Origin of the sequence: Chryseobacterium populi, assembly GCF_000282115.1 — a bacterium.
Lineage (GTDB): Bacteria > Bacteroidota > Bacteroidia > Flavobacteriales > Weeksellaceae > Chryseobacterium > Chryseobacterium populi.
On sequence record NZ_AKJY01000073.1, the window covers coordinates 1 to 23,624 of the forward strand.

The 23,624-nt window shown below is 36.3% G+C and carries 27 protein-coding genes; 16 read left to right on the forward strand and 11 right to left on the reverse strand.

Features of this window, described 5'->3' with window-relative positions:
- Positions 1 to 64: 64 nt before the first annotated feature.
- The 5 genes from PMI13_RS15970 to PMI13_RS15990 all read right to left on the reverse strand — a co-directional run bounded on the left by PMI13_RS15970 (position 65) and on the right by PMI13_RS15990 (position 5,827).
- Positions 65 to 2,758: a PD-(D/E)XK nuclease family protein gene (locus PMI13_RS15970; RefSeq protein WP_007845597.1), complete on the reverse strand. Its 2,694-nt coding sequence runs from the start codon at positions 2,756 to 2,758 to the stop codon at positions 65 to 67.
- Entirely contained in the window at positions 2,755 to 3,294 is a 540-nt protein-coding gene (locus PMI13_RS15975) for a DUF922 domain-containing protein (RefSeq protein ID WP_007845600.1), read from the reverse strand. Before PMI13_RS15975 ends, PMI13_RS15970 begins: the two co-directional genes overlap by 4 nt.
- On the reverse strand, positions 3,291 to 3,701 hold the full coding sequence (locus PMI13_RS15980; protein WP_007845601.1) for a hypothetical protein: 411 nt from the start codon (positions 3,699 to 3,701) through the stop codon (positions 3,291 to 3,293). Before PMI13_RS15980 ends, PMI13_RS15975 begins: the two co-directional genes overlap by 4 nt.
- 64 nt (positions 3,702 to 3,765) lie before the next feature.
- Positions 3,766 to 4,401, reverse strand: a complete 636-nt coding sequence (gene rsmG, locus PMI13_RS15985) for a 16S rRNA (guanine(527)-N(7))-methyltransferase RsmG (RefSeq protein ID WP_007845602.1) — start codon at positions 4,399 to 4,401, stop codon at positions 3,766 to 3,768.
- An 88-nt stretch (positions 4,402 to 4,489) separates the two neighbouring features.
- Positions 4,490 to 5,827 (reverse strand): M20/M25/M40 family metallo-hydrolase, encoded by a 1,338-nt coding sequence (locus PMI13_RS15990; RefSeq protein ID WP_007845603.1) that lies wholly within the window; start codon positions 5,825 to 5,827, stop codon positions 4,490 to 4,492.
- A 127-nt stretch (positions 5,828 to 5,954) separates the two neighbouring features.
- On the opposite strand from PMI13_RS15990, the gene PMI13_RS15995 reads away from it, so the two are divergent.
- The 3 genes from PMI13_RS15995 (at position 5,955) to PMI13_RS16005 (ending at position 9,986) form a co-directional block, all read left to right on the forward strand.
- Positions 5,955 to 7,145, forward strand: coding sequence for a pyridoxal phosphate-dependent aminotransferase (locus PMI13_RS15995; RefSeq protein WP_007845604.1), 1,191 nt, complete (start codon positions 5,955 to 5,957; stop codon positions 7,143 to 7,145).
- 58 nt (positions 7,146 to 7,203) lie between these two features.
- Complete coding sequence (locus tag PMI13_RS16000) at positions 7,204 to 7,395, forward strand: hypothetical protein (RefSeq protein WP_007845605.1); 192 nt, start codon at positions 7,204 to 7,206, stop codon at positions 7,393 to 7,395.
- A gap of 137 nt (positions 7,396 to 7,532) precedes the next feature.
- Complete coding sequence (locus tag PMI13_RS16005) at positions 7,533 to 9,986, forward strand: M16 family metallopeptidase (protein ID WP_238536322.1); 2,454 nt, start codon at positions 7,533 to 7,535, stop codon at positions 9,984 to 9,986.
- A 64-nt stretch (positions 9,987 to 10,050) separates the two neighbouring features.
- Here the strand turns inward: PMI13_RS16005 and PMI13_RS16010 are convergent, their stop codons facing one another.
- Together PMI13_RS16010 and PMI13_RS16015 are read right to left on the reverse strand one after the other, a co-directional pair.
- Positions 10,051 to 10,875 (reverse strand): GLPGLI family protein, encoded by an 825-nt coding sequence (locus PMI13_RS16010; protein ID WP_007845614.1) that lies wholly within the window; start codon positions 10,873 to 10,875, stop codon positions 10,051 to 10,053.
- Between the two features lie 68 nt (positions 10,876 to 10,943).
- The gene (locus PMI13_RS16015) at positions 10,944 to 11,138 is read right to left on the reverse strand and encodes a bacteriocin-like protein (protein ID WP_007845615.1); all 195 of its coding nucleotides are present in this window, start codon (positions 11,136 to 11,138) and stop codon (positions 10,944 to 10,946) included.
- A 144-nt stretch (positions 11,139 to 11,282) separates the two neighbouring features.
- Here PMI13_RS16015 and PMI13_RS20745 point away from each other — a divergent pair, with 144 nt between their 5' ends.
- The 4 genes from PMI13_RS20745 to PMI13_RS16035 all read left to right on the forward strand — a co-directional run bounded on the left by PMI13_RS20745 (position 11,283) and on the right by PMI13_RS16035 (position 13,129).
- Positions 11,283 to 11,651 carry a helix-turn-helix domain-containing protein gene (locus PMI13_RS20745; RefSeq protein ID WP_007845616.1) on the forward strand — a complete coding sequence of 123 codons (369 nt, stop codon included), beginning with the start codon at positions 11,283 to 11,285 and terminating at the stop codon, positions 11,649 to 11,651.
- Positions 11,652 to 11,798: 147 nt separating this feature from the next.
- Positions 11,799 to 12,431 (forward strand): peroxiredoxin, encoded by a 633-nt coding sequence (locus PMI13_RS16025; protein ID WP_007845617.1) that lies wholly within the window; start codon positions 11,799 to 11,801, stop codon positions 12,429 to 12,431.
- 141 nt (positions 12,432 to 12,572) lie between these two features.
- Complete coding sequence (locus PMI13_RS16030) at positions 12,573 to 12,881, forward strand: thioredoxin family protein (protein WP_007845618.1); 309 nt, start codon at positions 12,573 to 12,575, stop codon at positions 12,879 to 12,881.
- Complete coding sequence (locus PMI13_RS16035) at positions 12,881 to 13,129, forward strand: DUF6952 family protein (protein ID WP_007845619.1); 249 nt, start codon at positions 12,881 to 12,883, stop codon at positions 13,127 to 13,129. Before PMI13_RS16030 ends, PMI13_RS16035 begins: the two co-directional genes overlap by 1 nt.
- Positions 13,130 to 13,240: 111 nt before the next feature.
- Here the strand turns inward: PMI13_RS16035 and PMI13_RS16040 are convergent, their stop codons facing one another.
- From PMI13_RS16040 to PMI13_RS16055, 4 genes are all read right to left on the reverse strand, one after another.
- Entirely contained in the window at positions 13,241 to 13,609 is a 369-nt protein-coding gene (locus tag PMI13_RS16040) for a VOC family protein (protein WP_007845620.1), read from the reverse strand.
- 118 nt (positions 13,610 to 13,727) lie between these two features.
- Positions 13,728 to 14,414, reverse strand: a complete 687-nt coding sequence (locus PMI13_RS16045) for a Bax inhibitor-1/YccA family protein (RefSeq protein WP_007845621.1) — start codon at positions 14,412 to 14,414, stop codon at positions 13,728 to 13,730.
- 20 nt (positions 14,415 to 14,434) lie between these two features.
- A complete protein-coding gene (locus tag PMI13_RS16050; protein WP_007845622.1) occupies positions 14,435 to 14,881 on the reverse strand; it encodes a hypothetical protein in 447 nt (148 codons plus the stop codon).
- Between the two features lie 52 nt (positions 14,882 to 14,933).
- Positions 14,934 to 15,968 (reverse strand): acyl-CoA reductase, encoded by a 1,035-nt coding sequence (locus tag PMI13_RS16055; protein WP_007845624.1) that lies wholly within the window; start codon positions 15,966 to 15,968, stop codon positions 14,934 to 14,936.
- A 59-nt stretch (positions 15,969 to 16,027) separates the two neighbouring features.
- On the opposite strand from PMI13_RS16055, the gene PMI13_RS16060 reads away from it, so the two are divergent.
- The 9 genes from PMI13_RS16060 (at position 16,028) to PMI13_RS16090 (ending at position 23,251) form a co-directional block, all read left to right on the forward strand.
- On the forward strand, positions 16,028 to 16,378 hold the full coding sequence (locus PMI13_RS16060) for a 4Fe-4S binding protein (RefSeq protein ID WP_007845625.1): 351 nt from the start codon (positions 16,028 to 16,030) through the stop codon (positions 16,376 to 16,378).
- A gap of 122 nt (positions 16,379 to 16,500) precedes the next feature.
- Positions 16,501 to 17,565, forward strand: a complete 1,065-nt coding sequence (serC, locus tag PMI13_RS16065; protein WP_007845627.1) for a 3-phosphoserine/phosphohydroxythreonine transaminase — start codon at positions 16,501 to 16,503, stop codon at positions 17,563 to 17,565.
- Between the two features lie 30 nt (positions 17,566 to 17,595).
- Complete coding sequence (locus tag PMI13_RS16070) at positions 17,596 to 18,561, forward strand: D-2-hydroxyacid dehydrogenase (RefSeq protein WP_007845629.1); 966 nt, start codon at positions 17,596 to 17,598, stop codon at positions 18,559 to 18,561.
- A 1-nt stretch (position 18,562) separates the two neighbouring features.
- Complete coding sequence (locus PMI13_RS16075) at positions 18,563 to 19,807, forward strand: DUF1015 domain-containing protein (RefSeq protein ID WP_007845631.1); 1,245 nt, start codon at positions 18,563 to 18,565, stop codon at positions 19,805 to 19,807.
- Between the two features lie 54 nt (positions 19,808 to 19,861).
- Positions 19,862 to 21,268, forward strand: a complete 1,407-nt coding sequence (locus PMI13_RS16080) for a M28 family peptidase (RefSeq protein ID WP_007845632.1) — start codon at positions 19,862 to 19,864, stop codon at positions 21,266 to 21,268.
- A 1-nt stretch (position 21,269) separates the two neighbouring features.
- Positions 21,270 to 21,407 (forward strand): hypothetical protein, encoded by a 138-nt coding sequence (locus PMI13_RS21250; protein WP_007845635.1) that lies wholly within the window; start codon positions 21,270 to 21,272, stop codon positions 21,405 to 21,407.
- Complete coding sequence (locus PMI13_RS16085; RefSeq protein ID WP_007845637.1) at positions 21,404 to 22,765, forward strand: M28 family peptidase; 1,362 nt, start codon at positions 21,404 to 21,406, stop codon at positions 22,763 to 22,765. The genes PMI13_RS21250 and PMI13_RS16085 overlap by 4 nt, the downstream gene beginning before the upstream one ends.
- A 58-nt stretch (positions 22,766 to 22,823) precedes the next feature.
- Positions 22,824 to 22,967 carry a helix-turn-helix domain-containing protein gene (locus PMI13_RS21615; RefSeq protein ID WP_238536323.1) on the forward strand — a complete coding sequence of 48 codons (144 nt, stop codon included), beginning with the start codon at positions 22,824 to 22,826 and terminating at the stop codon, positions 22,965 to 22,967.
- Entirely contained in the window at positions 22,943 to 23,251 is a 309-nt protein-coding gene (locus PMI13_RS16090; protein WP_007845639.1) for a hypothetical protein, read from the forward strand. Before PMI13_RS21615 ends, PMI13_RS16090 begins: the two co-directional genes overlap by 25 nt.
- The last annotated feature ends 373 nt before the right edge of the window (positions 23,252 to 23,624 follow it).

The window sequence follows — 23,624 nt, forward strand, 5'->3', positions numbered from 1 at the left end:
CTTTCCTTTCTTTTTGAGCATAAAAAAAAGACTGTCTCACTTTTGAGACAGCCTCATTTTTATTTTAATATGATTTTATATTTTCAATAAATCTGATATCCGGATTCAGGATTTCCAGGATCAGGCTTCGGACCGATTTCATGGCATCATCAATATTTCCTTTCTCAAACTGCAGGGAAACAACTCCTTTTCTCGCTTCAGCAAAACTCCAGATTCCGGTTTCAATGGGAAGCCCCCAGAATTCAGGAAGATTCTGAACAACATACTGATAAATACATAGCTGCAAAGCCTGCTTTCTGTCATTGTTGTGGAAATACTCCTCTACATTGTCCTCATCGATTTTTACTGTAAGATTTTTAATTTTTGCTGTTTTATAATCAATGATCCTTAAAGTTCCGTTCAGCCGGTCAATCCGGTCTATAAACCCAAAGAAAGAAATCCGGTCGGCTTGGGCTTCATCAAGATAAAAATCTACTCCTTCAAACCTTTTTTCAATATCAAGAATCTCTAATTTATTTCCACTTTTAATCAGTTCAAGATCATGATTCAAAATGCTTTCGATTACTTTCTTTGCAATGGCACGGTGAATAAAATTCATTCCTTTTTCATAGAATTCAGGCTGGTGTTTCAGCTTATCTATGGCCATATTTATATATTGATCTATTGCTTTAATTGATTCTTTTAAATCATTTTCTTTTAATATTTTACCTTTTAATACTTCATATACTTCTTGAAGTGAATAATGAACAAGGTTTCCGTAGTTTTTCACCGATAATTCTTCTTCAATTTCATCCGTTTCCGAGGTATTGAGAATCTTCGAAAGATAAAAATCTATAGGGTTATAAAGATAGCTTGTAAGGTGTGAAGCCGATACTTTTTCTTTCCACTTCTGAAGTCTTTCGAGAACAATCTCTGTTTTAGAAATCTCTATGGGCTGACTCGAAATCGGTTCAGAAGAATTCTCAATAATCAAGTGCTCGATAGGATGAGAGCTCTCCATTTCTATCTGCGTAATAAACCGGCTCTTTTCTCCTGTATTAACTCCGGAGCTTAAAGCATTGAATAATAAGTGAACATTATGGGAATCCTGGATTAATCTGTAAAAGTGATAGGCATAAATACTGTCGTTCTCCAAAAAGGTATGCAGGTCAAAATACCGTCTGATATCAAAAGGGATATAGGTATTCTGCGAATTTCCGAGTGGAAGTTTTCCTTCGTTTACAGAAAGCATAATGACATTCTCAAAGTTTAAAAGCCTGGTTTCCAAAAGCCCCATGATCTGCAATCCGCGTAAAGGCTCACCCTGAAAATCAATGCTTTCAGAATTGATATGCTGATTGATCAGAATTTCCAGCGTCTCCATTTTGATCTCAAAATTATAAGGTATGATCTGGTTTTTTATAATCCTGAACGCATTTTCAAAATGGGAAACGTTTTCATACTGAATGTCATCTATTTCCAGCCATTTGATCTGCTGGCAGAATGCGATAAGCATATCCAGATAACCACTTGTAGAGTCAGCTTTCTGAAGCAAACTGAAATAAGAAAGACCACTTAAAAGCTCCTGTAGAAGTTTTCTTGAAATATACACGATATTCCGTTCTTCAATTTTGGATTTAAACTGGCTGATCACGACCTCATCTTCAGCCGATTTCGGAAGTTCTTCAAGGATTGGAAAAATATCCCTGTAATAATAAGACGATTTATTTTTTTCTAATTGTTTCTGCAGATAGAAAAGTTGTTTTACCGCATTCGAAAAGGACAGGTTTTTAAGAGGAAAACCCATGGTAATATTAAGGTTTTCAATCTCATACATTACATCCAGGCTTGCAGGAAGCAGATTCTCATCCAGTAAAACGAGTGCTGTATTTGAATAGGTTTTATTATCAATTTCTTTGAAGATTTCCGGCAGTATTTTAGTCTGGGTTACATTTCCGGATACTTCATATACCTTTATATTTTTAGGCTGGTTAAAGTCGTCTTCTATCCATTGAAAAGCCCTGCTATCATTAAACTCTTTCCATGTTTTGTGGTTTCTGAGGAATTTGCCGGCTTCCTGTCTTTCATCATCAAAATAGTAATGGTCTGCCTGGAAAAAACACTGCGCTTTATCCCACTGTAAAAGACTTCTCACTAATTTTTCCTCTACAGGTGTAAAAGCATTAAATCCACAGAAAACAAACTGTTCAGATATTTCCTTTGCAAATTGACCAATTTTAGCTTTGGCTGTTTCATGGATCATTCCGGAAGTGGCCCAGTTTCTTTCCTGTAATTTTTCTTTTAAAACAGGAAGGAAAACATTCATGTTTCTCCAGAAATTCAGGAATTTTTTTCGCGGAACATCATCGTCTTCCCCTAAATTCTGTGCCCAGTCTTTTATTCTTTCCTCATCAAACATGTATTGTAAAACCGCCTGATCACTTTCAGAGAACTTTAAAATATCATCCCAGTCTTTCTGCAGGGTCGGAAACCATTTTAAAAATTCTGCAAAATCATCGTTAGGAATAAGATTTAAGCTTTTATACACATCAAATGCAAAAAGCCATAATGAAATGCCCTGAATCGGCTGCTTATCGGCGATCCGGTCTATTAATTCCTCAATGGTAAAAAAATTGGGAAAAAACCCCGAATAATTATTCTCTTCCAGGATCTGCCTGATAAAAACAATAGGACGCTTTCCCGGAATTACGATATTAAATACAGACAGATCAGTATTTTGAGCTAATAATTCGTGAATAATTTTATTAAGAAACTTCAAGACTTCTGATAGCTTTTTAGGTTTTCCAGTTCTTCTGCAACCGTTACATCATATTGCGCCTGCTTCTCTTTATCCATTCCATGCTTCGTATCTTTGTCATACGCCATCTGGAAAGCCTTGTAATCATTTAAAATCCTGTTGTAAATTGATTTGAAGCTTCTGTCATAATCACCGGAAGTCTTTATTTTCTCCATGACTTCCTTACGGAGTTTCCGGGCATATACTTCAGTGATATCAAAATGCTTCTGCTCATGTCCCAGAATATAATCATTGATTCTTTTCACATCTTTCCATGACTTATCTTCATTGAAAATAGTTTCAATCTCAATTTTCACATAAGATTTGGGATCAGATGATTTAATGACGGTATACTGCAGTCCACAATGGGTATACGCTACAATATCACTGTTATTTTTGGTATTGGCAGGGCTTTTAAAATCATTCCATGTAAGTTTTCTGTTTTCCCGCCATACAATCTTTTGGGAAAATAATGTCGCTGATGTTAATAAACCACATGCTAAAAAGATCCATTTCATTGTTCTACTACAATTGTTTTGGTGATCCAGTTTGTGCCACCATTCCAGAATTTAAAAGTATAGGTGCCGGTATACTGCGGGTTAAAATTGATCTGGTTTTCACCTGTATGAATAGCCTGTGAACAGTTTCCGTCTGTACGGAATTTATAAGCAGTGACCGTTCGGGTTAAATTATCATTATAAATGTAATCATATCCATAAAAACCCTCGCATTGGGAAGCGTAATCAGAATAGGTTTTAATGCTCTGAACATCAAAAATATTCATGGTGTCATTCACAATTTTCACGCTGTCAATTTTCACTTTATCTATAGATTCAATCGTTTCATAATCATCGTCGTCATTACAGGAAGTAAATATCAATCCTACAATAAGTGCGGAAAACCCTATATTTAAAAGTTTTTTCATAACACAATATATATTTTGATTATCAATATAAAATTAGCAAAAATTGTTCTTCAATTATGTTAAATTAAGAATTAAAATTACCTTTCGATACATAAACTACTCGTTTAGTATCAAAAAATTCTTCATCAAAATAGTTTTTAAGATTGAAAATCTCACATTTAATTCCGGCCAGCTCTTCAGCTAAGTCACCGCCTTTTAAATATAGGACTCCGTTATGTTTGGGATTAAACTGTTCTTTTTCAAATTTTCCTTTCAGCCATCTCAGAAATTCCGGCATCCGGGTAACCGCTCTGCTCACCACAAAATGGAATTTATCCTTTATTTTTTCAGCTCTTCCGTGAATGGCCGTCAGGTTTTTCAGTCCGATGCCTTCTGCTACAGCATTTACTACGCTGATCTTTTTACCGATAGAATCAATCAGGGTGAATTCTGAATCGGGAAATAAAATCGCTAAAGGAATCCCGGGAAAGCCACCACCTGTTCCGATATCCAGAACTCTCGTTCCCGGTGCAAACTCCATGACTTTCGCAATTCCCAATGAATGCAGAATATGCTTTTCATACAGAGATTCCATATCTTTCCTGGAAATTACATTGATTTTTTCATTCCAGTCATTATAGAGATCTTCCAGTTTTGTAAACTGTTCTATCTGATTTTCTGTAAGATCCGGAAAGTATTTTAATAGTAACGATATAGGCATGTGAATTATTATAAAAAGCAAAAATAAGTTATTTCACACTTTATTCAAATTTAAGTTTGATTATTCACCCTTAAATAAATTTCTCCGGCTACTTTGCCATCCCCGGAATAACGGGTAAGCTTAAAATTCCAGCCTGATTAACGGTCTGTACCGCAAAAATATAATTATCTTTTGAGTACGGTATTTTTATAGAAAGCTCTGTTGTAAATATTCTTTTTTGCCATAACGGGCTGTCTGTTTCTCTCATCAATACATAATATCCTGCCGGTGTTCCCGACTTAGGTTTTTTCCAATGCAAAGCAGTGGAATTTGTGAGCTCTTTCACTTCCATTTCTACATGCTCGGGTTTCGGGGCAGATTTGGCAAGGCTGGCGAGCACGGCAATATTGGCAGCCACATTTTTTTTCAGGTATTGATAATCTATAAATTCCGGAAGATCACCATATTGTTTATTATTTTCCGTTCTTACGTTCTGATGCTGATGGTCATAATTTTCATAATATTCAGTAAGCCTTACCGAAGGAAATCCGTAATTGACAAAGCTGGAATGGTCTCCGCCACGCAGGAACCTGTCATTCCGGTAGATCAGCTTCACATCAAGCTTTTTCACATATTCTTCTGCAATTTCTTTTATATATCTGGCTAATTGCCTCGATTCGCCGTCATTTTCCAATCCTGAATTTCTTATTCCAAAAGCCTTTTTATCCAGCTCCGGATAAGGTAAGCCTTCGCTGAATACCCGTAATGTATGATTATTGATCTCATTAGTCTCTCCTGCCTTAGTATTGCCTATCATATCATTATTCAAAACAGCTTCTATCTGCCAGTTTTCTTTTTTAGCCTTTTCTGCCAGTAATTTAGAGCCAAGCAACGATTGTTCTTCTCCGGAAAAGGCAACGAAAATAACAGATGCAGGAAACTTAGACCTGCTTAGAATTCTTGCCGCTTCTATGACTGCACTTACTCCGCTTCCGTCATCATTCGCTCCAGGAGCAAATGATTTTCTATCCATCACATCGGTTACACGGGAATCAAGATGCCCGCCGATCAGGAAAATTCTTTTATCATCCGGATCTGTTCCTTTCAGAAAAGCAACAGGGTTTCCAAGACTGGTTACCCGGTCTACCCTTTTTTCATCCGGCTGAATCTCCTGCTCCAGCAAATACCCTACCATTCTTCCATTGGAGTTTCTGGCATATGCTTTAAATTTTTCAAGCACCCAGTTCCTTGCTGCCCCTATTCCTTTATTAGGATCATCAACAGGGCTCAAAGTATGTCTGGTATCGAATGCGACAAGCTTGCTGATATAAAATTTCAGGGAATCTGAATTTACTTCAGAGACATATTTTTTTATTTCATCGTCTTTAGACTTCATTTGCGAAAAAGTAATAAAAGGAACAATCAGTAAAAAAAGAAAATATTTCATGTGCGGGATCTTTTAAACAGATGGTTTTAAATATACGAAATCTCTCATTCTGAAAGCATTTTTTTTAATTCACGTTTTATTCCAATCAGGTTTTTATTATATATTTGTTATCATACAAAAATACTATATGGACAAACTTTCAGACAGAGTAAAAAGACTAGGTTACTCACAAACTTTTGTAATGTCTAATAAGGCCAGAGAAATGAAAGCCAGCGGAATAGACGTTATCAGTTTAACCCTTGGCGAACCCGATTTCGATGTTCCTGATAATATAAAACAAGCGGCTTTTGATGCCATCAACCAAAACTTCAGTCACTACTCTCCTGTTCCCGGTTTTTTAGAACTTCGTGAAGCAATTGCTTATAAATTAAAAAGAGATAACAGCTTAGAATATAAACCGACACAGATCTGTGTTTCAAACGGAGCCAAACAGGCTATTTTAAATGTGCTGGCAGCAATTATTAATGACGGTGACGAAGTTCTTCTTCCTGCTCCTTATTGGGTAAGCTATGATGAAATGGTAAAAATGATGGGCGGAACCTCCGTAATGCTTCCTACCTCTTACGTTACTGATTTTAAAATCACGGCAGAACAATTGGAAGAAGCCATTACAGACAAAACGAAAGCAATTCTTTTCAGCTCACCATGTAATCCTTCCGGTGGATATTATACATATGACGAGCTTCAGTCTTTAGCTAAAGTGATTGCAAAATATCCTTACATCACTGTAATTTCGGATGAAATCTATGAGTTTATCAATTATGAAACCAAGACAAAATCAATAGCACAGTTTCCGGAAGTTTACGAGCAGACAGCAGTTATCAACGGAATGTCTAAAGCTTTCGCCATGACAGGCTGGAGAATCGGATACTCTGCATGTCCTGAATGGCTGGCAAAAGCCTGTGAAAAAGTACAGGGACAAATGACCAGCGGTGCCAATACAATGGCCCAGAGAGCTTCTATCACTGCTTTAAAAACCGATCCTTCGGAATATAAATACATGATTGATGCTTTTGAGAAAAGAAGAAATCTTGTCTATGAATTAATAAAAGAAATTCCTGGGTTTAAGGTGGTGTTGCCTAAGGCTGCATTTTACTTCTTCCCTGATATATCTCATTATATAGGTAAAACTTTAGACGGAACACTCATCAATGATGCTGATGATTTTGCCATGTTCCTTTTAGAAAATGCACATGTAGGATGTGTAGGTGGCGTTTCTTTCGGAAGCCCGGAATGCATCAGATTCTCTTATGCAGCTTCAGAAGACGAATTAAGAGAGGCCATGAGAAGGATTAAAGAATTATTGGAAAAATTTTAATAATTGTTGTATATCTAAAAATATATCACTAGTTTTAGAATATTAAAAAAAATACAAAATGAAAAATTTAAAAAAATTACAAGCGAAACAATTGACAAGAAAAGAGTTACAAACTATTAAAGGAGCAGAAACTTATTACATTAGTTGTTCAAACGGAATAAATGGTCAGGCTCATAATGTTGATTCTTTTGATGAACTTGTAGCCGCAGGTAAACAAATTTGTGGAAGTGGAACTTTCACTATTTCATAAATTTTATCCTCTAACTAAATGGAAAAGCGTCTCTAATAGGCGTTTTTTGTTTTATCAAAAAGACAAAGCCAAAAAGAGAAATCAATAAGGTTTCCGGTGAAGCTTCAAAATTTGCCATTGCCAACGAGTACGACAAAATGATGTCCGGAATGGGCGCTGATGGCACTAATGCCTTTACTTCTTTCGAGCAGACCGTTTATACGGAAGATATTCCTGCAAACGTTACCGATAAATTTCTTGCAGTTCAGGGAGAAAGATTCAGACAGCCTGTCCTAAGGCTTTTCCATACGGAACTGGAAGCTGTTTATGAAGAGAAAAACAGAGGCCTTGATAACGATCCGAGAAAAGTGTATGAAACCATGTTTGCCGCAATTTTCCCTAATAATAACTACGGAAAGCAAACCACTATCGGAACGGTTGAGCATTTGAAAAACCCTTCATTAAAAGCAATCAGAGAATATTTCAACAATTATTATGTTCCTAACAACATGGGAGTGATCATGTCCGGAGATTTTAATCCCGATGAAATGATTGTAAAAATTGACAAAGCATTCTCTTATATGAAGTCAAAACCCGTTCCTGAATATAAAGTAGGAACGGAAAGTCCGATCACCTCCCCTATCGTCAAAGAGGTTTATGGGCCAACTCCTGAAAATATCACCATCGGATTCAGATTTCCGGGAGCTACGACGAAAGATGCAAGAATGCTGAATTTTGTAGGAAGTATGCTAACGAACGGACAAGCCGGATTAATTGACCTGGATCTTGTTAAAAAGCAAAAATTGCTGGCGGCGTATGCTTTCCCATATGTCCTGAAGGATTATTCAGTTCTTTTACTACAGGGAAATCCTACGGAAGGCCAGTCTTTGGATGATGTAAAAGCTTTATTGCTTCAGGAAATTGATAAGTTGAAGAAAGGAGAATTCTCTGATGATTTAATTCAGTCTATCGTTAATAACGAAAAGAAAAACGTAATCCAGAAATATGAAAAATATACATCCAGAGCAGAATCTCTGATGGATGAATTCACTTCTGAAGTAGACCACAAAGCTCAGCTGGAATATATCGAAGAGATTTCAAAGCTTACGAAAAAAGACATTATGGATTTTGCAGCAAGATATCTTCAGGATAATAATTATGTAGCGGTTTACAAGAGAAAAGGAGAAGATAAAAATATTGTAAAAGTTGATAAGCCGGCTATCACTCCGGTTTCCGTAAACAGGGACGACCAGTCTCCATTCCTGAAAAAGGTAAATGAAATGCCGGAAGCTCCGATCTCTCCGGTTTGGTTGAATTTTGATAAAGATATCGCTAAAAACAAATTAGGAAGTGTAGATGTACTTTCTGTAAAAAATACGGACAATGATCTTTTCAGACTATATTATCACTTCGATTCCGGAAAATGGAACAATAAAGTTCTTCCTTTAGCAGCGGAATACCTTCAATATTTAGGAACAAAAAACAAATCTTCAGAAGACATCAGTAAAGAATTCTATAAACTGGCTTCAAGCTTCAACGTAAGCGCAGGAAACGAAGAAACTTATGTTACTCTGGAAGGTTTAAATGAAAATTTTGATAAAACTGCAGCCTTATTTGAAGATCTGATCAAAAACTGCCAGCCGGACCAGAAAGCACTGGATGCTTACAAAGCAAGGCTGAAAAAATCAAGAGCCAATGCAAAACAAAATAAGTCCACGATCATGGCAGGTCTTAGAAGTTATGCACAGTACGGCGCTCAGAATCCTTTCAATAATACCTTAAGCGATGCTGAACTGGATGCCTTGAAAGCAGAAGACCTTGTGAATGCCCTTCATGATTTATTTAACTTTAAGCACAAAGTTCTTTACTACGGTCCGAAATCAGGAAATGAAACCGTTACTGCTTTAACGCCTATTCATAAGGTTTCAAATTCATTGAAAGATATGCCTAAATCTAAAACTTTCGCACAGATTCCAACGGATAAAAACAAAGTTCTGTTTGCACATTATGATATGGTTCAGGCAGAAATTTTCTGGGTAAGAAATGGTGATGCTTACAATTCCGGCATTACTCCAACCGTAAGTTTATTCAACAATTATTTCGGTGGTGGAATGGGGTCTGTAGTATTCCAGACCATCAGGGAATCTAAAGCTTTGGCTTATTCTACTTATTCTTATTTCTCACTTCCAAACAAAAAAGAAGATAAAGATATAGTTACTGCTTATGTAGGAACCCAGGCTGATAAATTCAATGAGTCTACCATAGCCATGAATGAGCTTTTAAATACCCTTCCAAAATCCGATCAGTTATTTGAAACAGCAAAAAGCGGATTGAAAAAATCTATTGCTGCCGAAAGAATTACCCAGGACGGGATTATTTTCACTTATCTGAGAGTGCAAAAGCTTGGAAATACGTCTGATATAAGAAAGAACATTTATGAGCAGTCTCCGAAACTATCTTTTGCTGACATCAACAGCTTCCATGATAAGGAGATGAAAGGCAAAAACTATACATATTGCCTTGTAGCTTCCCAGGATAAGGTAAATGAAGCCGATATGCAGAAACTCGGTGAAGTGAAAAAGCTTAATTTAACCGAAATATTCGGTTATTAGAAATACACAAAAAGCTCTGAAATCAGAGCTTTTTTCTTTATTCCTTTCAAAAACAATCATAGATTTATTTATAATCAATTTTGTGATTAAGTTCTATAGGATTATTATTTTCTTTTATTCTTTTTTTCATCTTATTCGTATAAACTTTCATATCCGGAGTAACACCATTACCTTTACCATCATCGACCTTAATAGGGGCTCCTGTAGCTTTTATTCGGGATAAAGGATCTGAATAGTAATTTTCAGACAGTTTTTTAAATTGTTCCCAAGTTAATTCCGAACCTTTATTTCTATAATAGACATTCTTATCTCCATTTTTTATTTCAGTTAAATTAAAAATATAATTATTCTGATCATCAGAGATTTTAATAATCAAACCCGGCAATCCATTAAAAATATAAGGCCCATCCTGAATAGGAATTTCAGTTGCAAACCAAGCTGTCCAATTTCTACCACCGTAATTTACTCTTGCTTTTTGAACACTAAAATTTGCAATCTTACTTTTTTCAGGCAATATTTCCCAATCAAGCTTTTCATTTATCTTTATAGAAAATATTTCAGAATAAATTGTCTGGATACTTTTTTGAATTTCATTATTAGGCAATTTTTTTACTATGTAAAATTGATCTTCAAATCTAGGTTTTCGTCCCAGACCAAAACCTGTTTTTGCAATAAGGGAATCGGATTTTTTTTCAAATTCTGTTCTGAAAATAGATAAATTTTTATCTTCAATATCTAGAACCATTTTTTCTAAAATAACACTATCTTTTAAAGGATTTGGCTTATATGCCAATTCATATTTAAATGATTGATTCTGAGCAACAAAATGACTGCAAAATATTATACCAAAAAAGAACAACGAGACATTTAAAAATTTATTTTTTTTCATAATGCAAAGATAATATTCATATTAAAATATAAGACGTAAAATTTACGTCTTATATTTACGATCTCAGCTTACATGCATCTATTACATGAATTCCCATTTGAATCCATCCACCATCCACAAGTAAGCCCATATTGTGCACATATATCGGCAGGACCTGCTCCCATGCGTGGTGTACACATATTTGCACAACCATCCACAGGATAAAGTTTTCCTCCAGTTAAAGACTTCAAATCATTTCTCGAAAGTTTTTTTAAATTTTTCATAATTTAATGTTTTAAAAAATTAGAATTAGTTTGTTACACTACAATTTTCCGGATCAATTGCTTGTCACGAATATGAAAAATTCTTTATACCTTTACCAATCAGAAAATTAATTATTTCAATCAGAAAACTAATTAAATCTAAACATGGATATTGGAACTAAAATCAAAAATTTAAGAGAAGACAAAAATTTATCTCAAAGCGAATTGGCTTTTGAATTGGGCATTTCACAAGGAACTTTACATAATATAGAAAGTGGAAATTCTAAGAAAGTAGATTTTTTATTAATGGATAAAGTTTGTCAATTTTTTGATAAGGATTTTGAATATTTCTTAGAAACAAAAGTAGTCAATAACATTCATGAGAATAATGGACAAGTTAGCTGTGAAGATTTTACAATTAATAATAATTTTCCGGAAAACTTTTTAGAAGAATTTAAAAAATTAGTTGAGCAAAATCACGCTAATAAAAAAATAATTGAAGATTTAAAAGATAAACTAAAAAATAAGAATTAAGATATAAACAAAAAGCTCTGAAATCAGAGCTTTTTTCTTTATCCTTTTCAAAAACAATTATAGATTTTATTTATCAATTCAAACCTGCTTGATAGATAAAATATTTATATCTTTGCAACAGAAAATTTAAATATAAAACAGAAAATTATGTCTTTAGTAGGAAAAAAATTCCCAAATGTAACAGTAGATGCAATGTCTGAAATGGGTGATGATCTTAGAATCAACATTCTTGAAGAAGCTACAGCTAACCAACAAAAAGTTCTTTTATTCTGGTACCCAAAAGATTTCACTTTCGTTTGCCCGACTGAGCTTCACGCTTTTCAGGAGGCTTTAGGTGAATTCGAAAAAAGAAACACTAAAGTAATCGGTGCTTCTTGCGATACAAATGAAGTACACTTTGCATGGTTGAATGTATCAAAAGATAACGGTGGTATTGAAGGGGTAACTTACCCGCTTTTAGCCGATACCCACAGACAACTGGCAAACATTTTAGGAATTGTAGATCAGGATTTCGAATACAATGAAGATGGAGAGGAAACTTTCACAGGTTCCAACGTCACTTACAGAGCAACCTATTTAATTGATGAAACAGGAAAAATTTTCCACGAGTCTGTAAATGATATGCCTTTGGGAAGAAACGTAAAAGAATATTTAAGATTAATCGACGCTTATACTCACGTTCAGAAGCACGGGGAAGTTTGCCCTGCAAACTGGGAAGAAGGAAAAGATGCAATGAAGGCTGACAGAAACTCAACGGCTGAGTATTTGGCTAAGAACTAATTTAGTCTAGCAATGTAGCAATCTAGTAATGTAACAATGATATCTAGCAAATGGCCAATTATATTGGTAAACTATTAGATTGTTATATTGGACATTCATATTTTGCTACATTGCTAAATTTTAATTTTTAAAATTTAACTTATGTATACAGAATTAACAGAAGATACGCTTCAGAATATTGTAAGCGACAATGAAAAGGTAGTAGTACAGTACGGAGCCACATGGTGCGGAAACTGCAGAATTATGAAGCCGAAATTCAAAAAGCTGGCATCAGAAAATGAGGAGATCCCATTTTTATATGTAGATGCTGAAAAGTTACCGGAAAGCAGAAAACTAGCTAAAGTTGACAATTTACCTACGTTTGCTATTTTCAAAAACGGAGAATTGGTGAATCAGGTTCAGTCTAACCAGGCTGAGAGTTTAATTAACCTGTTTAATGAATTAAACTAATGAAGTTACCTGTAATCAGACAGTTTTATCAGAATCAGACTCCTGAAAACCTGGAAAAAACATTAGAGGTTTTAGAAAGCTTCTGTGAATTCAGAGGAACAAGTGAAGAAGATCTGAATGTTGCCGGAGAATTGATCACCAATATCTGTGGAGCTTTGGAAGTTCATGCCAATGTTCAGAACGGATTGAGTGAAAAGGATGCTTTAAATTCTTTTGCCCAGAAAGTTTTAGGATCTATTGATAAATAAATCAAATCATTAAAAAACTGAAAGATTTAATGATTCAAAAATTTAAGAGTTTCTTTTAAAAAATAAAAATCCCGATGAAAAGTACATCAGGATTTTTTTCAGTTTATAAAGTCAATCCCGCTGTTTAACAATAAAAACAGTTCCTGCAGGGTCCGTGATCCAATGCATATTATCTGGGATTTTTTCAAATTCATCGCATGTTTCTACATGATGATCTTTAAGATGAGATATTGCAGCAGGTACATCCGGGACATTAAGCTCAAGCCATGTTTCTGAATGGGTATAATTGTCAACACAATCCAACCAGACGGTATTGTTTCCAAATTTCACTTCATGAGTTTTTGATACTGTTGGGTTATCAATAGGTTTCTCTTCAACCTCCAGCTTTAGAATATCCTTATAAAAAGATACCGTTTGCTCATATTTATTTTTAGGGATTTTAATGGCAATGTTAATACCGCCCTCAAATTTTGCATTCATAATTAAGTTTTTAGATTAAGATGCCAAGTCTAAATTACAAAAAATAAAGTCAAATAAAAATCCCGGTGAGCTTTCACCGGGATTATATTACCTTTAAGTATCTGTTTATAATACAAGATTAGCTTCTTCTGCTCATCAGAATTCTAAGGATGTACCAGAATAAAAGCATAATAGAAGCAAAAAGCTGTAGGGAAGCTCCCACATACTGCCCTGTTGTATAAGTATCTTTAAGCTTACTGGTTTCATATAAAATACTTGCAGAAGCCAGGATTACCATTCCTACCGAAAACCAAAGCCCAAGATTGAACCCAAAAATAGCTCCGGCAACAATTAATCCTAAAGCAAGGAAACCTCCGATAATTATAATATTTCTGAGGAAAGAAAAGTCTCTTTTAGAAGTGAAAGCAACAGCAGATAATCCTGCAAACATGGCAATCGTTAACATGGCCGCCTGGAAAATAACAACTCCACCGGCGGTAGCTACTGCCATATAAATCAATGGCAGAAAAATCACTGCTTCCAGCAAAATATAAAATCCGAGCCCTAAATATTGTGTTGATCTGCTCTGAGATAACGACCATTTATTAGCCAGAATCGAAGCCAGCCAGAATACACCGATGATAAGCAACCACGTATATTTCTGGGCAAACATTAAATTAATCAGCTCTACCGGCACTGTTTTTAGCAGAACCGTTTCAACCCCTATAAATGCAAGGATTGACAAGGCAACGTGCAAATACGTTTTTTTGTAAAAATTGGCTCTTTCAACTTCTGAAGAATGAGCAACCAAAACATCTGTGATCATAGTCAGTATTTTTTATCTATTTATTTCTCTTTATCGGCCGGCTTGATCCCAAGGATCTTACCATCTTCTTCAAACAATACGGTAACTGCTTCCTCTACCGGAGAATCACCTTCATATTTGTATTGAATCATCGGATAGCTTTTCCCATCCATTAAAGATTGATAACCCGTTTTTAAAACTGCCAGTTTCTTATTGGTGTCAATGCCCTCAGATACTTTTTTAAGAATATCATCCGTTACTAAAGTTTTTACTTTATCTGAAAGCAATAAGTCTATGATTTTACGGTCAGAAAATCTTAAAGCACTCATAAACTTAAAAAACGTCTTATTATAAGAATTAATTTTCTCTTTGTTCAATTCCGGAGGCAACTGTTTTTCCTGCGGGTTTTCAACTTTTACATCCACTACTTCCTGTGAGAAGTAAAACTGTGCAACCAGCATGGTAAGTACTAAAAATACTTTTTTCATAACCTGTATTTTTTAATTTGGTGAAAAATATGGGAATCAAGATACAAAAAAATCAGATGACCTCTAAAAATTTCATCGTGTCTACATTATCTGCATATGTATTCAGCCCCGGATTCTGAGCTTCTCCAAAGGAAACCGAATCAAACCCCAGTTCATCCTTAGCCACTACACACTGAATGCTTTCTTCATTTTCAGCAATGAATTTCCTTACATCTTCCAAAGAAGAATATCTGCTGAAATTAATCACAGAAAGCGGGCTGAACAATTGCTCATCCTCTTTCAGCATTACAAAATTATTATCCCAGAATTGAGTTTTATTCAGAAGGTAAACCGCCCTGTTGTAATCATAATTATTGGCATATTTATTATGATTGATAATATCCTGAAAATTTAAAAAGTTTTCAAACAACCTGTCAATGACAAAATCTTCCGGAATAAAAATCCGGGTTACATTTCTGCAGCCTAATCCAAAGTACCGGAAAATGTCGTTGGCTAAAAGCTGTAATTCCTCATTGGTTTCATCACCTTTTAAAACAGCTGCTGAAGTTCTGTTCTTACGGATAATGCTTGAATGGTTCTTAAAATAATATTCCAGGTATCTTGCCGTATTGTTGCTGCCCGTTGCAATCACTGCATCAAAGTCTTCAAGTTTTTCCACAAATTCATACTCAACCTGTCCATCGGAAAACTCTTTCCATTTTTTTAATAAGAACGGAATCATATATCTGTCTTTAGAAGACAGCTTAATCACCGGGATATGATTGCTTAAAACAACGGAAACCACATCGTGAAAACCTACTAAAGGGATATTTCCCGCAAGAATTAGCCCTACTTTTTTTGAAATTTTAGAGATCGAATACTCTTTAAGCCAGTTGTTTATATTCTCTTCTGTCAGCAGATCCGTCCACTGTTGTAAGGCAAATTTCTGATTATCAACAGTAAACCATGGATTTTCTATTTCAGATTTTTTCAACAATAATTCAAAATCAGAATCATTTTCATTATAATCTTCAATATTCTTTGTCAAAAACTCTCTTATATAATCACTTAGCCTAACAAGACCTAAAACTTTATTTTCGGTATCCATAATTACTTCTAAATTGGGGAATATTTTGTAATTTTGTGCAAATTTAAAAAAAATTAGCGATGGCTATTAAAATAACTGATGAATGCATTAATTGTGGTGCCTGTGAGCCGGAATGCCCCAATAATGCAATTTATGAAGGAGCAGTAGACTGGAAAGCTTCCGAAGGTACCGGGCTTAGCGGTACTGTGACATTAACATCGGGCCTCACAGTGGACGCAGATGCACCTCAGGAGCCTGTAAGTGATGATGTTTATTTCATTGTGACTGATAAATGTACAGAATGTAAGGGTTTCCATGAAGAACCACAGTGCGCCGCAGTTTGCCCTGTAGACTGCTGTGTTCCGGATGAAGATCATATAGAATCTGAAGAAGCCCTCCTTAATAAAAAAGCGTTTTTACACGGTGAATAAAAAATGCCGTCTCATCCAATTTGAGACGGTTTTTTTAACTATAAAATTCAAATAATCTAGTAAAATATTAATAATGAAACTGCAAGCATAGAAAATCTTGCAAAAACAAAAAAAATAACAATATGAGCAAAAAGCACAACTTTAGCGCGGGGCCATGTATCTTACCTCAGGAAGTATTTGAAAAATCAGCGGAAGCTATTCTTGATTTTAACGGTATCGGCTTATCTCTTCTTGAAATTTCTCACAGAAGTAAAGACTTTGTTGCCGTAATGGATGAAGCACGCGCCATTGTAAAAAGACTGATGAATCTTGGTGACGATTATGAAGTGTTATATTTGGGCGGAGGTGCCAGCTTACAGTTTGCAATGGTTCCTTACAACCTGTTGAAAGTAGGGGGAAAAGCAGCTTATCTTGATACGGGAACATGGGCTGCCGGAGCTATTAAAGAAGCTAAAAAATTAGGAAATGTAGATGTGGTAGGCTCTTCAAAAGAAGATAACTATTCTTACATTCCGAAAGATTATACGGCAGGATCAGAATACGACTATTTCCATTGTACTTCCAATAATACCATTTACGGAACTCAGATGAAATCATTCCCGGAAGTGGATACTCTGATGGTTTGCGACATGAGCTCTGATATTTTCTCAAGACAGCTTGATTTTTCAAAATTTGATTTAATCTATGCCGGTGCTCAGAAGAATATGGGCCCTGCAGGCGTTACTCTTGTGGTTGTAAAAAAAGAGATCCTTGGAAAAACAGGAAGAGAAAATATGTTATCAATCTTAGATTATTCCCAGCATATTTCAAAAGAATCAATGTACAATACCCCACCGGTTTTCCCTGTATATGCTTCTTTATTAACACTTCAGTATCTTGAAAAGAATGGTGGAATTGCAGCTGCAGAAAAAAGAAACGAAGCAAAAGCCCAGCTTTTATATGATGAGATCGACAGCAACCCGCTTTTTGAAACATTCTGTGTAAAGGAAGACCGTTCTTTAATGAATGTCTCTTTCAGATTGCTGGATGAAAGCAAAAAAGAAGAATTTGACAACGCATGGAAAGCAGCCGGAATCAGCGGGCTTAACGGACACAGAAGTTTAGGCGGTTACAGAGCGAGCTTGTATAATGCTTTACCGATTGAAAGCGTGCAGGTTTTGGTGGATGTAATGAAGTCAATAAAATAAACTAAATTAGGCGACTGAAAAAATAGAAGTATGAAAGTTTTAGCTAACGACGGAATTTCCAAGGCTGGAGAACTCGCTTTAAAACAAGCCGGGATTGATATTCTGGATCACCGTGTTGCCCAGGAACACGTCATTAATTTCATCAATGAAAATAATGTGAATGTTCTTTTGGTAAGAAGCGCAACCAAGGTAAAACAGGATGTTATTGATGCTTGCCCGGGACTACAGGTCATAGGACGAGGTGGTATTGGCATGGACAATATCGATGTTGAATATGCTAAAAGTAAAGGCATTAAAGTAATCAATACTCCTACTGCATCTTCAAAATCGGTGGCAGAGCTGGTTTTTGCCCACTTTTTCTCCCTGGCAAGATTTCTTCATGAGTCTAACAGACTGATGCCACTGGAAGGTGAAACCCACTTCAATGCCTTGAAAAAATCTTTCAGCAAAGCCTATGAGCTTTCAGGAAAAACATTGGGAGTGATCGGTTTCGGAAGTATTGGCCAGGAAGTAGCGAAGATGGGGATTGCTTTAGGAATGAAAGTTAAAGTTTTAACCAGAAAGCCTAAGACAGAAATGCTTACTTTAAGCTTTTTCGACGGCCAGTATGTCAACTTTGAAATTACTTCTACCAATGATACAGATGCATTCCTCAGAGATACGGATTTCATCAGCATCAATACCCCGAAAACGAATGAATATATTATAGACACCGAACAGTTTGAAAAAATGAAAGACGGTGTTTATATTGTAAATACTGCAAGAGGCGGTGTAATCAATGAGGTAACCCTACTCGATTTTATTGAGTCCGGTAAAGTAGCGGGAGCTGCGTTGGATGTTTTTGAAAACGAACCTACCCCTGAATTGCCTTTATTAATGAACCCTGCGTTATCACTTACTCCACATTTAGGTGGAAATACCGTAGATGCACAGGAAAAAATCGGAGTTGAACTTGCAGAACAAATCATAAAGCTAAAAAAAGAAACTATACTATAATATGCCTGTTTTTAAACCATTTCGCGGAATCAGACCTCACAAAGACTTTGAAAGTATTTTTCCTACCCATCCTCTTGACAATTTTACTCAGGAAGAGATTGCGGAAAAAGCTCAAGTTGAAAATACTTACATCAATATGATCAAACCTTATGTTGTAAGTAAATCTAAAGATATCGACCGGAACTTACGAAAGATCCGATCTACTTTTGAAGAACTCATGGACGAAAAGAAACTCGTTCAGGACAACTCTGCCTATTATCTTTATGAACAGATCTATCCGAGTAAACAGGTTTTCAGAGGGCTGCTTGGCCTGGCAAGTATTGAAGATTTCTGGAACGGAAAAATCAAAAGACATGAAAGTACCATTCCCCAGAAAAAAGAAAAGCTGGCTCATTATCTTGAGAAGGTAAACCTGCAGGCAGAACCTGTACTGCTTACCTACCCTGCCAATTCCAAAATAGAGCTGCTGATGAACCATGAGGAGAAAAACGTTCCGATTTTCAATCATGTAGATTCAAAAGGGATCAGACATAAAATCTGGAGAATAGACAACCGCCTGAAATTACAGCAGTTTAAGGAAGTAATCGATCAGATCGACTCTTTCTACATTGCAGACGGTCACCACAGGATCGGTTCTACTGCCCTGAACGCCAAGCACCAGAAAGATAAAAACAAAAGACATAACGGGACAGAAGCGTACAATTTCGTTTATAGCTTTATTGTTTCCAACCAGTCAATTAAAATTCATGATTATAACAGAATTTTAACCGACTTAAACGGTATCCCGAAAGAAGAGTTCTTAAAGCTGCTTGAAAACTATTTTCTGATTCATGAAAAAGGAGAAGCTGCATATTTTCCTTCACAGAAATTCCATATTTCAATGTATATGGATGGTAAATTCTACTCTCTTCACGTAAAGCATGATCTTCGTTCCCAGGAGATGTCTCTTGACAATCTTGACCATCATCTTTTAGATAAGTATATCTTTAAAGGGATTCTGAAAATTGAAGATCCGGACAGCTCAGAGAAAATATCCTATGTGAAAGGAACTTCCAATATTGAAGGTATTAATATTTTAAAAGAAAAAGTAGATAGTGGCGAAGCTTATGTAGGATTCGGTATTTATCCTGTAAGCTTTAATGATATGATTAAAATTTCCGACCTGAGATTAAGTATGCCCCCGAAATGTACATTTATTGAACCGAAATTGATTACAGCATTGCTAATGTATGATATGAAACCTTAAAATATTCCTATTTTTTCCCTACTTTTATACACGGAAAAGAAAGGTAAAAGAACAATGAAAAGAATCTTCATTATAATACTTCCACTCTTTTTGAGTGGATTTTTATTTTCTCAAAAAAAACCTCAGAAAAAACCAACTAAAAAATTAACCGTTGCCAAGTTCAACTATCATGATGAATTTACAAAGATCTCTGATGAAATCTTAAGCAATGGTACAGCCTACGAAAATCTTGGTGAATTGACCAAGGGAATCGGCCCACGTTTTAGTGCTACTCCCGGTTATGATAAGGCCACAGAATGGGCTGAAAAAAAATTAAAGGAAGCAGGTGCAGAAAACATCTGGAAACAGGAAGTACGGGTTCCGGTTTGGATAAGAGGCAGGGAATCTCTGCAGATAAAAGCAGGGAGTGGTGACTGGAAGAATATCAGGATGCTTTCTTTCGGAAACTCGGAAGGAACCGGCGGGAAGGATCTTTCTGCAGATATTCTGCTGGTAAAAGATATTGCAGAGCTTAATACTCTGACTTCTGCCCAGGTAAGGGATAAGATCCTCTTCGTCAATTCTTCCATCGATCAGAAAATCGTGAATACGGTAGACTCTTACCTGATTGCAGCAAAATCAAAATTACTTTCAGCCTCTATCATCGGTAAAAAAGGAGCAAAAGGCTTAATTATACGGTCATTGACAACCGCTTCGGATGATGTTCCGCATGCTAAGATGATTTATTATGAGCCGGATGACAAAGCCCGGATTCCTGCGGTAACCATTGGGGTAAAATCAGCAGATGAGCTGGAAAAGCTGTTAAAACGGCAAACCGTTAAAGCCAGGTTAAACATGTCTGCCGAATCCAAAGGAGAAACCATTAATCATAATATCATCGGGGAGATTCCGGGGAAAAAAGATTCCAAAGTGATCGTTCTGGGAGCCCAGCTCGATTCCTGGGATTTTGCAGAAGGCGCCCATGATGACGGTTGTGGCGTTGTACAGTGCATCGAGGTATTAAGGGCACTGAAAGTTCTAGGATTTACAAATAATCATACAATACGCATTGTATTGTATGCCAACAGTGAAAATGGCGGCCAGGGAAGAGAATCTTATGCTGCCTACGTTAAAAAGAAAGAAGAAAAACACATTTTTGCCCTGGGAACAGATTCCGGGGGATATTCCCCGAGAGGTTTTTCATTAGACATGCCGCCACAGCGCAGGAAGCTCATCTTTGAGTGGAAAAAATATTTCCTGCCATATGGTATTTATGATTTTGACCAGACTTATGCCATACAGGATATCTCACCATTGAAAAAGCTTGATATTCCTTTGGCAGAGCTTGTAGTAGATACCCAAAGGTATTTTGACTACCATCATTCTACAGAAGATACTTTCGATAAAGTAAACAAAAGAGAACTCTTGCTGGGGGCAGTTGCTATGACTCAACTGATTTTTATGGTTGATAAAAACTGGTAATATGAAAAAGATTATCGCCTTTTCACTACTCCATCATACAGCAGAAGATACTTTTGAAAAAGTAAACCGCAGAAAGCTGCTTCTGGGCTCTGTATTGATGGCCACTTATTTATATGATAGACAAAAATTGGTAATATGAAAAAGATATTAGGAACTACCCTGCTTCTTCTGGGCATGACGACGGTATTCGGCCAGGCCAAAGAAGATTCAATACAATTCAGCAAAATTGCTACGGAAATTCTGAACAAAGGAAAAAGCTATACGGAATTAAAGGACTTAACTAAAAATATAGGTCACCGTTTAAGCGGATCAGATGCTTATGAAAAAGCTGTAAAATGGGCAGAGCAGAAACTCCGTGATGCCGGGGCCGATAAGGTATGGCTGCAGGAAGTAATGATCCCGGTTTGGGTAAGGGGAAAAGAATCTTTACAGATTAAAACCACCGCCGGAAAATGGAAAAGCCTGAAAATGCTTTCCCTGGGAAATTCTGAAGGAACCGGTGGAAAAGATGTTTCGGGGGAGATCGTTATGGTAAAATCTATGGAAGAATACGACAAGCTCCCTGCTGAACAGGTAAAAGATAAGATCGTTTTCTTTAATTACCCATTCAGCCAGTCATTTATAGAAACTTTCAGGGGATATGGTGATGCCTCAAAATACAGGGTTACAGCCGCTTCCCTTGCTGCTAAAAAAGGCGGGAAATTTGCGATCATCCGTTCATTATCCTCTGCTTTAGACGATGTGCCGCACACCGGAGCGATGCGTTATGAAGATAATATCACTAAAGTTCCCGGCGTTGCGATCGGAAATACCACGGCAGACGAGCTGGAAGCTTTAATAAAAGCTGGAAAGATCACAGCCAAACTCAACTCCAACTGTGGAATGAAAGGTGAAAAACTCTCTCATTCCGTTATCGGAGAAATCACCGGAAAAAAAGACAAAAGCGTGATCGTGGTAGGCGGGCATTTGGATTCCTGGGATGTGGGTGAAGGTGCCCATGATGACGGAACTGGAATTGTGCAAAGTATTGAAGTACTGAGAACATTCAAAAAATTAGGAATCCAGAATAATCATACCATCAGGGTGGTATGTTTTGCCAATGAGGAAAACGGACTGAAAGGTGGAATACAATACGGGAAATCTACAAAAGAAAACAATGAGAAACATCTTTTTGCCATAGAATCTGATGCCGGAGGCTTTGCCCCAAGGGGAATCTCCCTGGAAATGGATGATGCAAAAAGAAGCCAGATCAAAGGTTGGGCAAATCTGTTCATTCCTTACGGCGTTTATAATTTTGAAGGGACCTATTCAGGAGCCGATATTTCTCCGCTTCATAGTATGGGAGTTCCTACGGCAGAGCTTGTTCCCGATTCTCAGAGGTATTTTGATATTCACCATACCGATGAAGATACTTTTGAAAAAGTAAACCGCAGGGAGCTGCTTCTGGGTGCTGTTGCCATGACACAGATCATTTATATGATCGATAAAAACTGGTAAGGCGCAATACCAAACAACAATTTTCTTTATACTTGTGCAAAGCACATATCAGATCATTATGAAAAAGCTAAGAAAGCAAAGAGGATACACACAGGAATATATGTCTAAAATTTTATCAACAGATGTTTCCAGCTATTCCCGGAAAGAAAGCGGAGATGTGAAAATATTTGATGATGAGTGGGAAAAGCTGCAGAAGCTTTAAACGTTCCTGTGGAGGATATAAAAGAAGAAAGAGTAGCTACGATAGTACAGAACAATGATAACTTAACTTTTAGCGATCATGCTTCCGGTATCAACTATAATCAATATTATAATATTCCTGATTATATGTTAGAAAATCACAAGGAGTATATCAACCTGTTGAAAGAGCAGATTGAATCTCTGAAACAGGCGATCAGAAAAATAACCTGTTTAAAAAACAAACCATCTTATAAAAATACTGCTTCAATGAAGCAGTATTTTTTATGGTTAATTGTAAAACTTTAAAATGGCCACCGTTAACAAAATAAGAGTAAACTTTTTAATGCAAAGATTTAATAAATAAACTTCATATTATAGCCAAGCAAAGAAGGAATCAACAAGTATAAAACCCCTGTTGATCCACAATCTTTGTCATTCCGTAGGAACCTCAACCCCGATATTTATTTTAAACATTTAGATTCCTGCGGAATGACAAAAGGTGATGAATAATTGAAAATCGCCGATTTTCTTGTGTCTTAAAAACAGTACAAAAATCAAATTGCGCCTCTGCGATTAACTTGAAAACACCATCCGTAGTATGGAAGCCGTTTTCTTATCACATCCCCTTCACCCAGTTATCTAGCTACCTTTACCCGGTTCGGAAATACCCGAAAACACT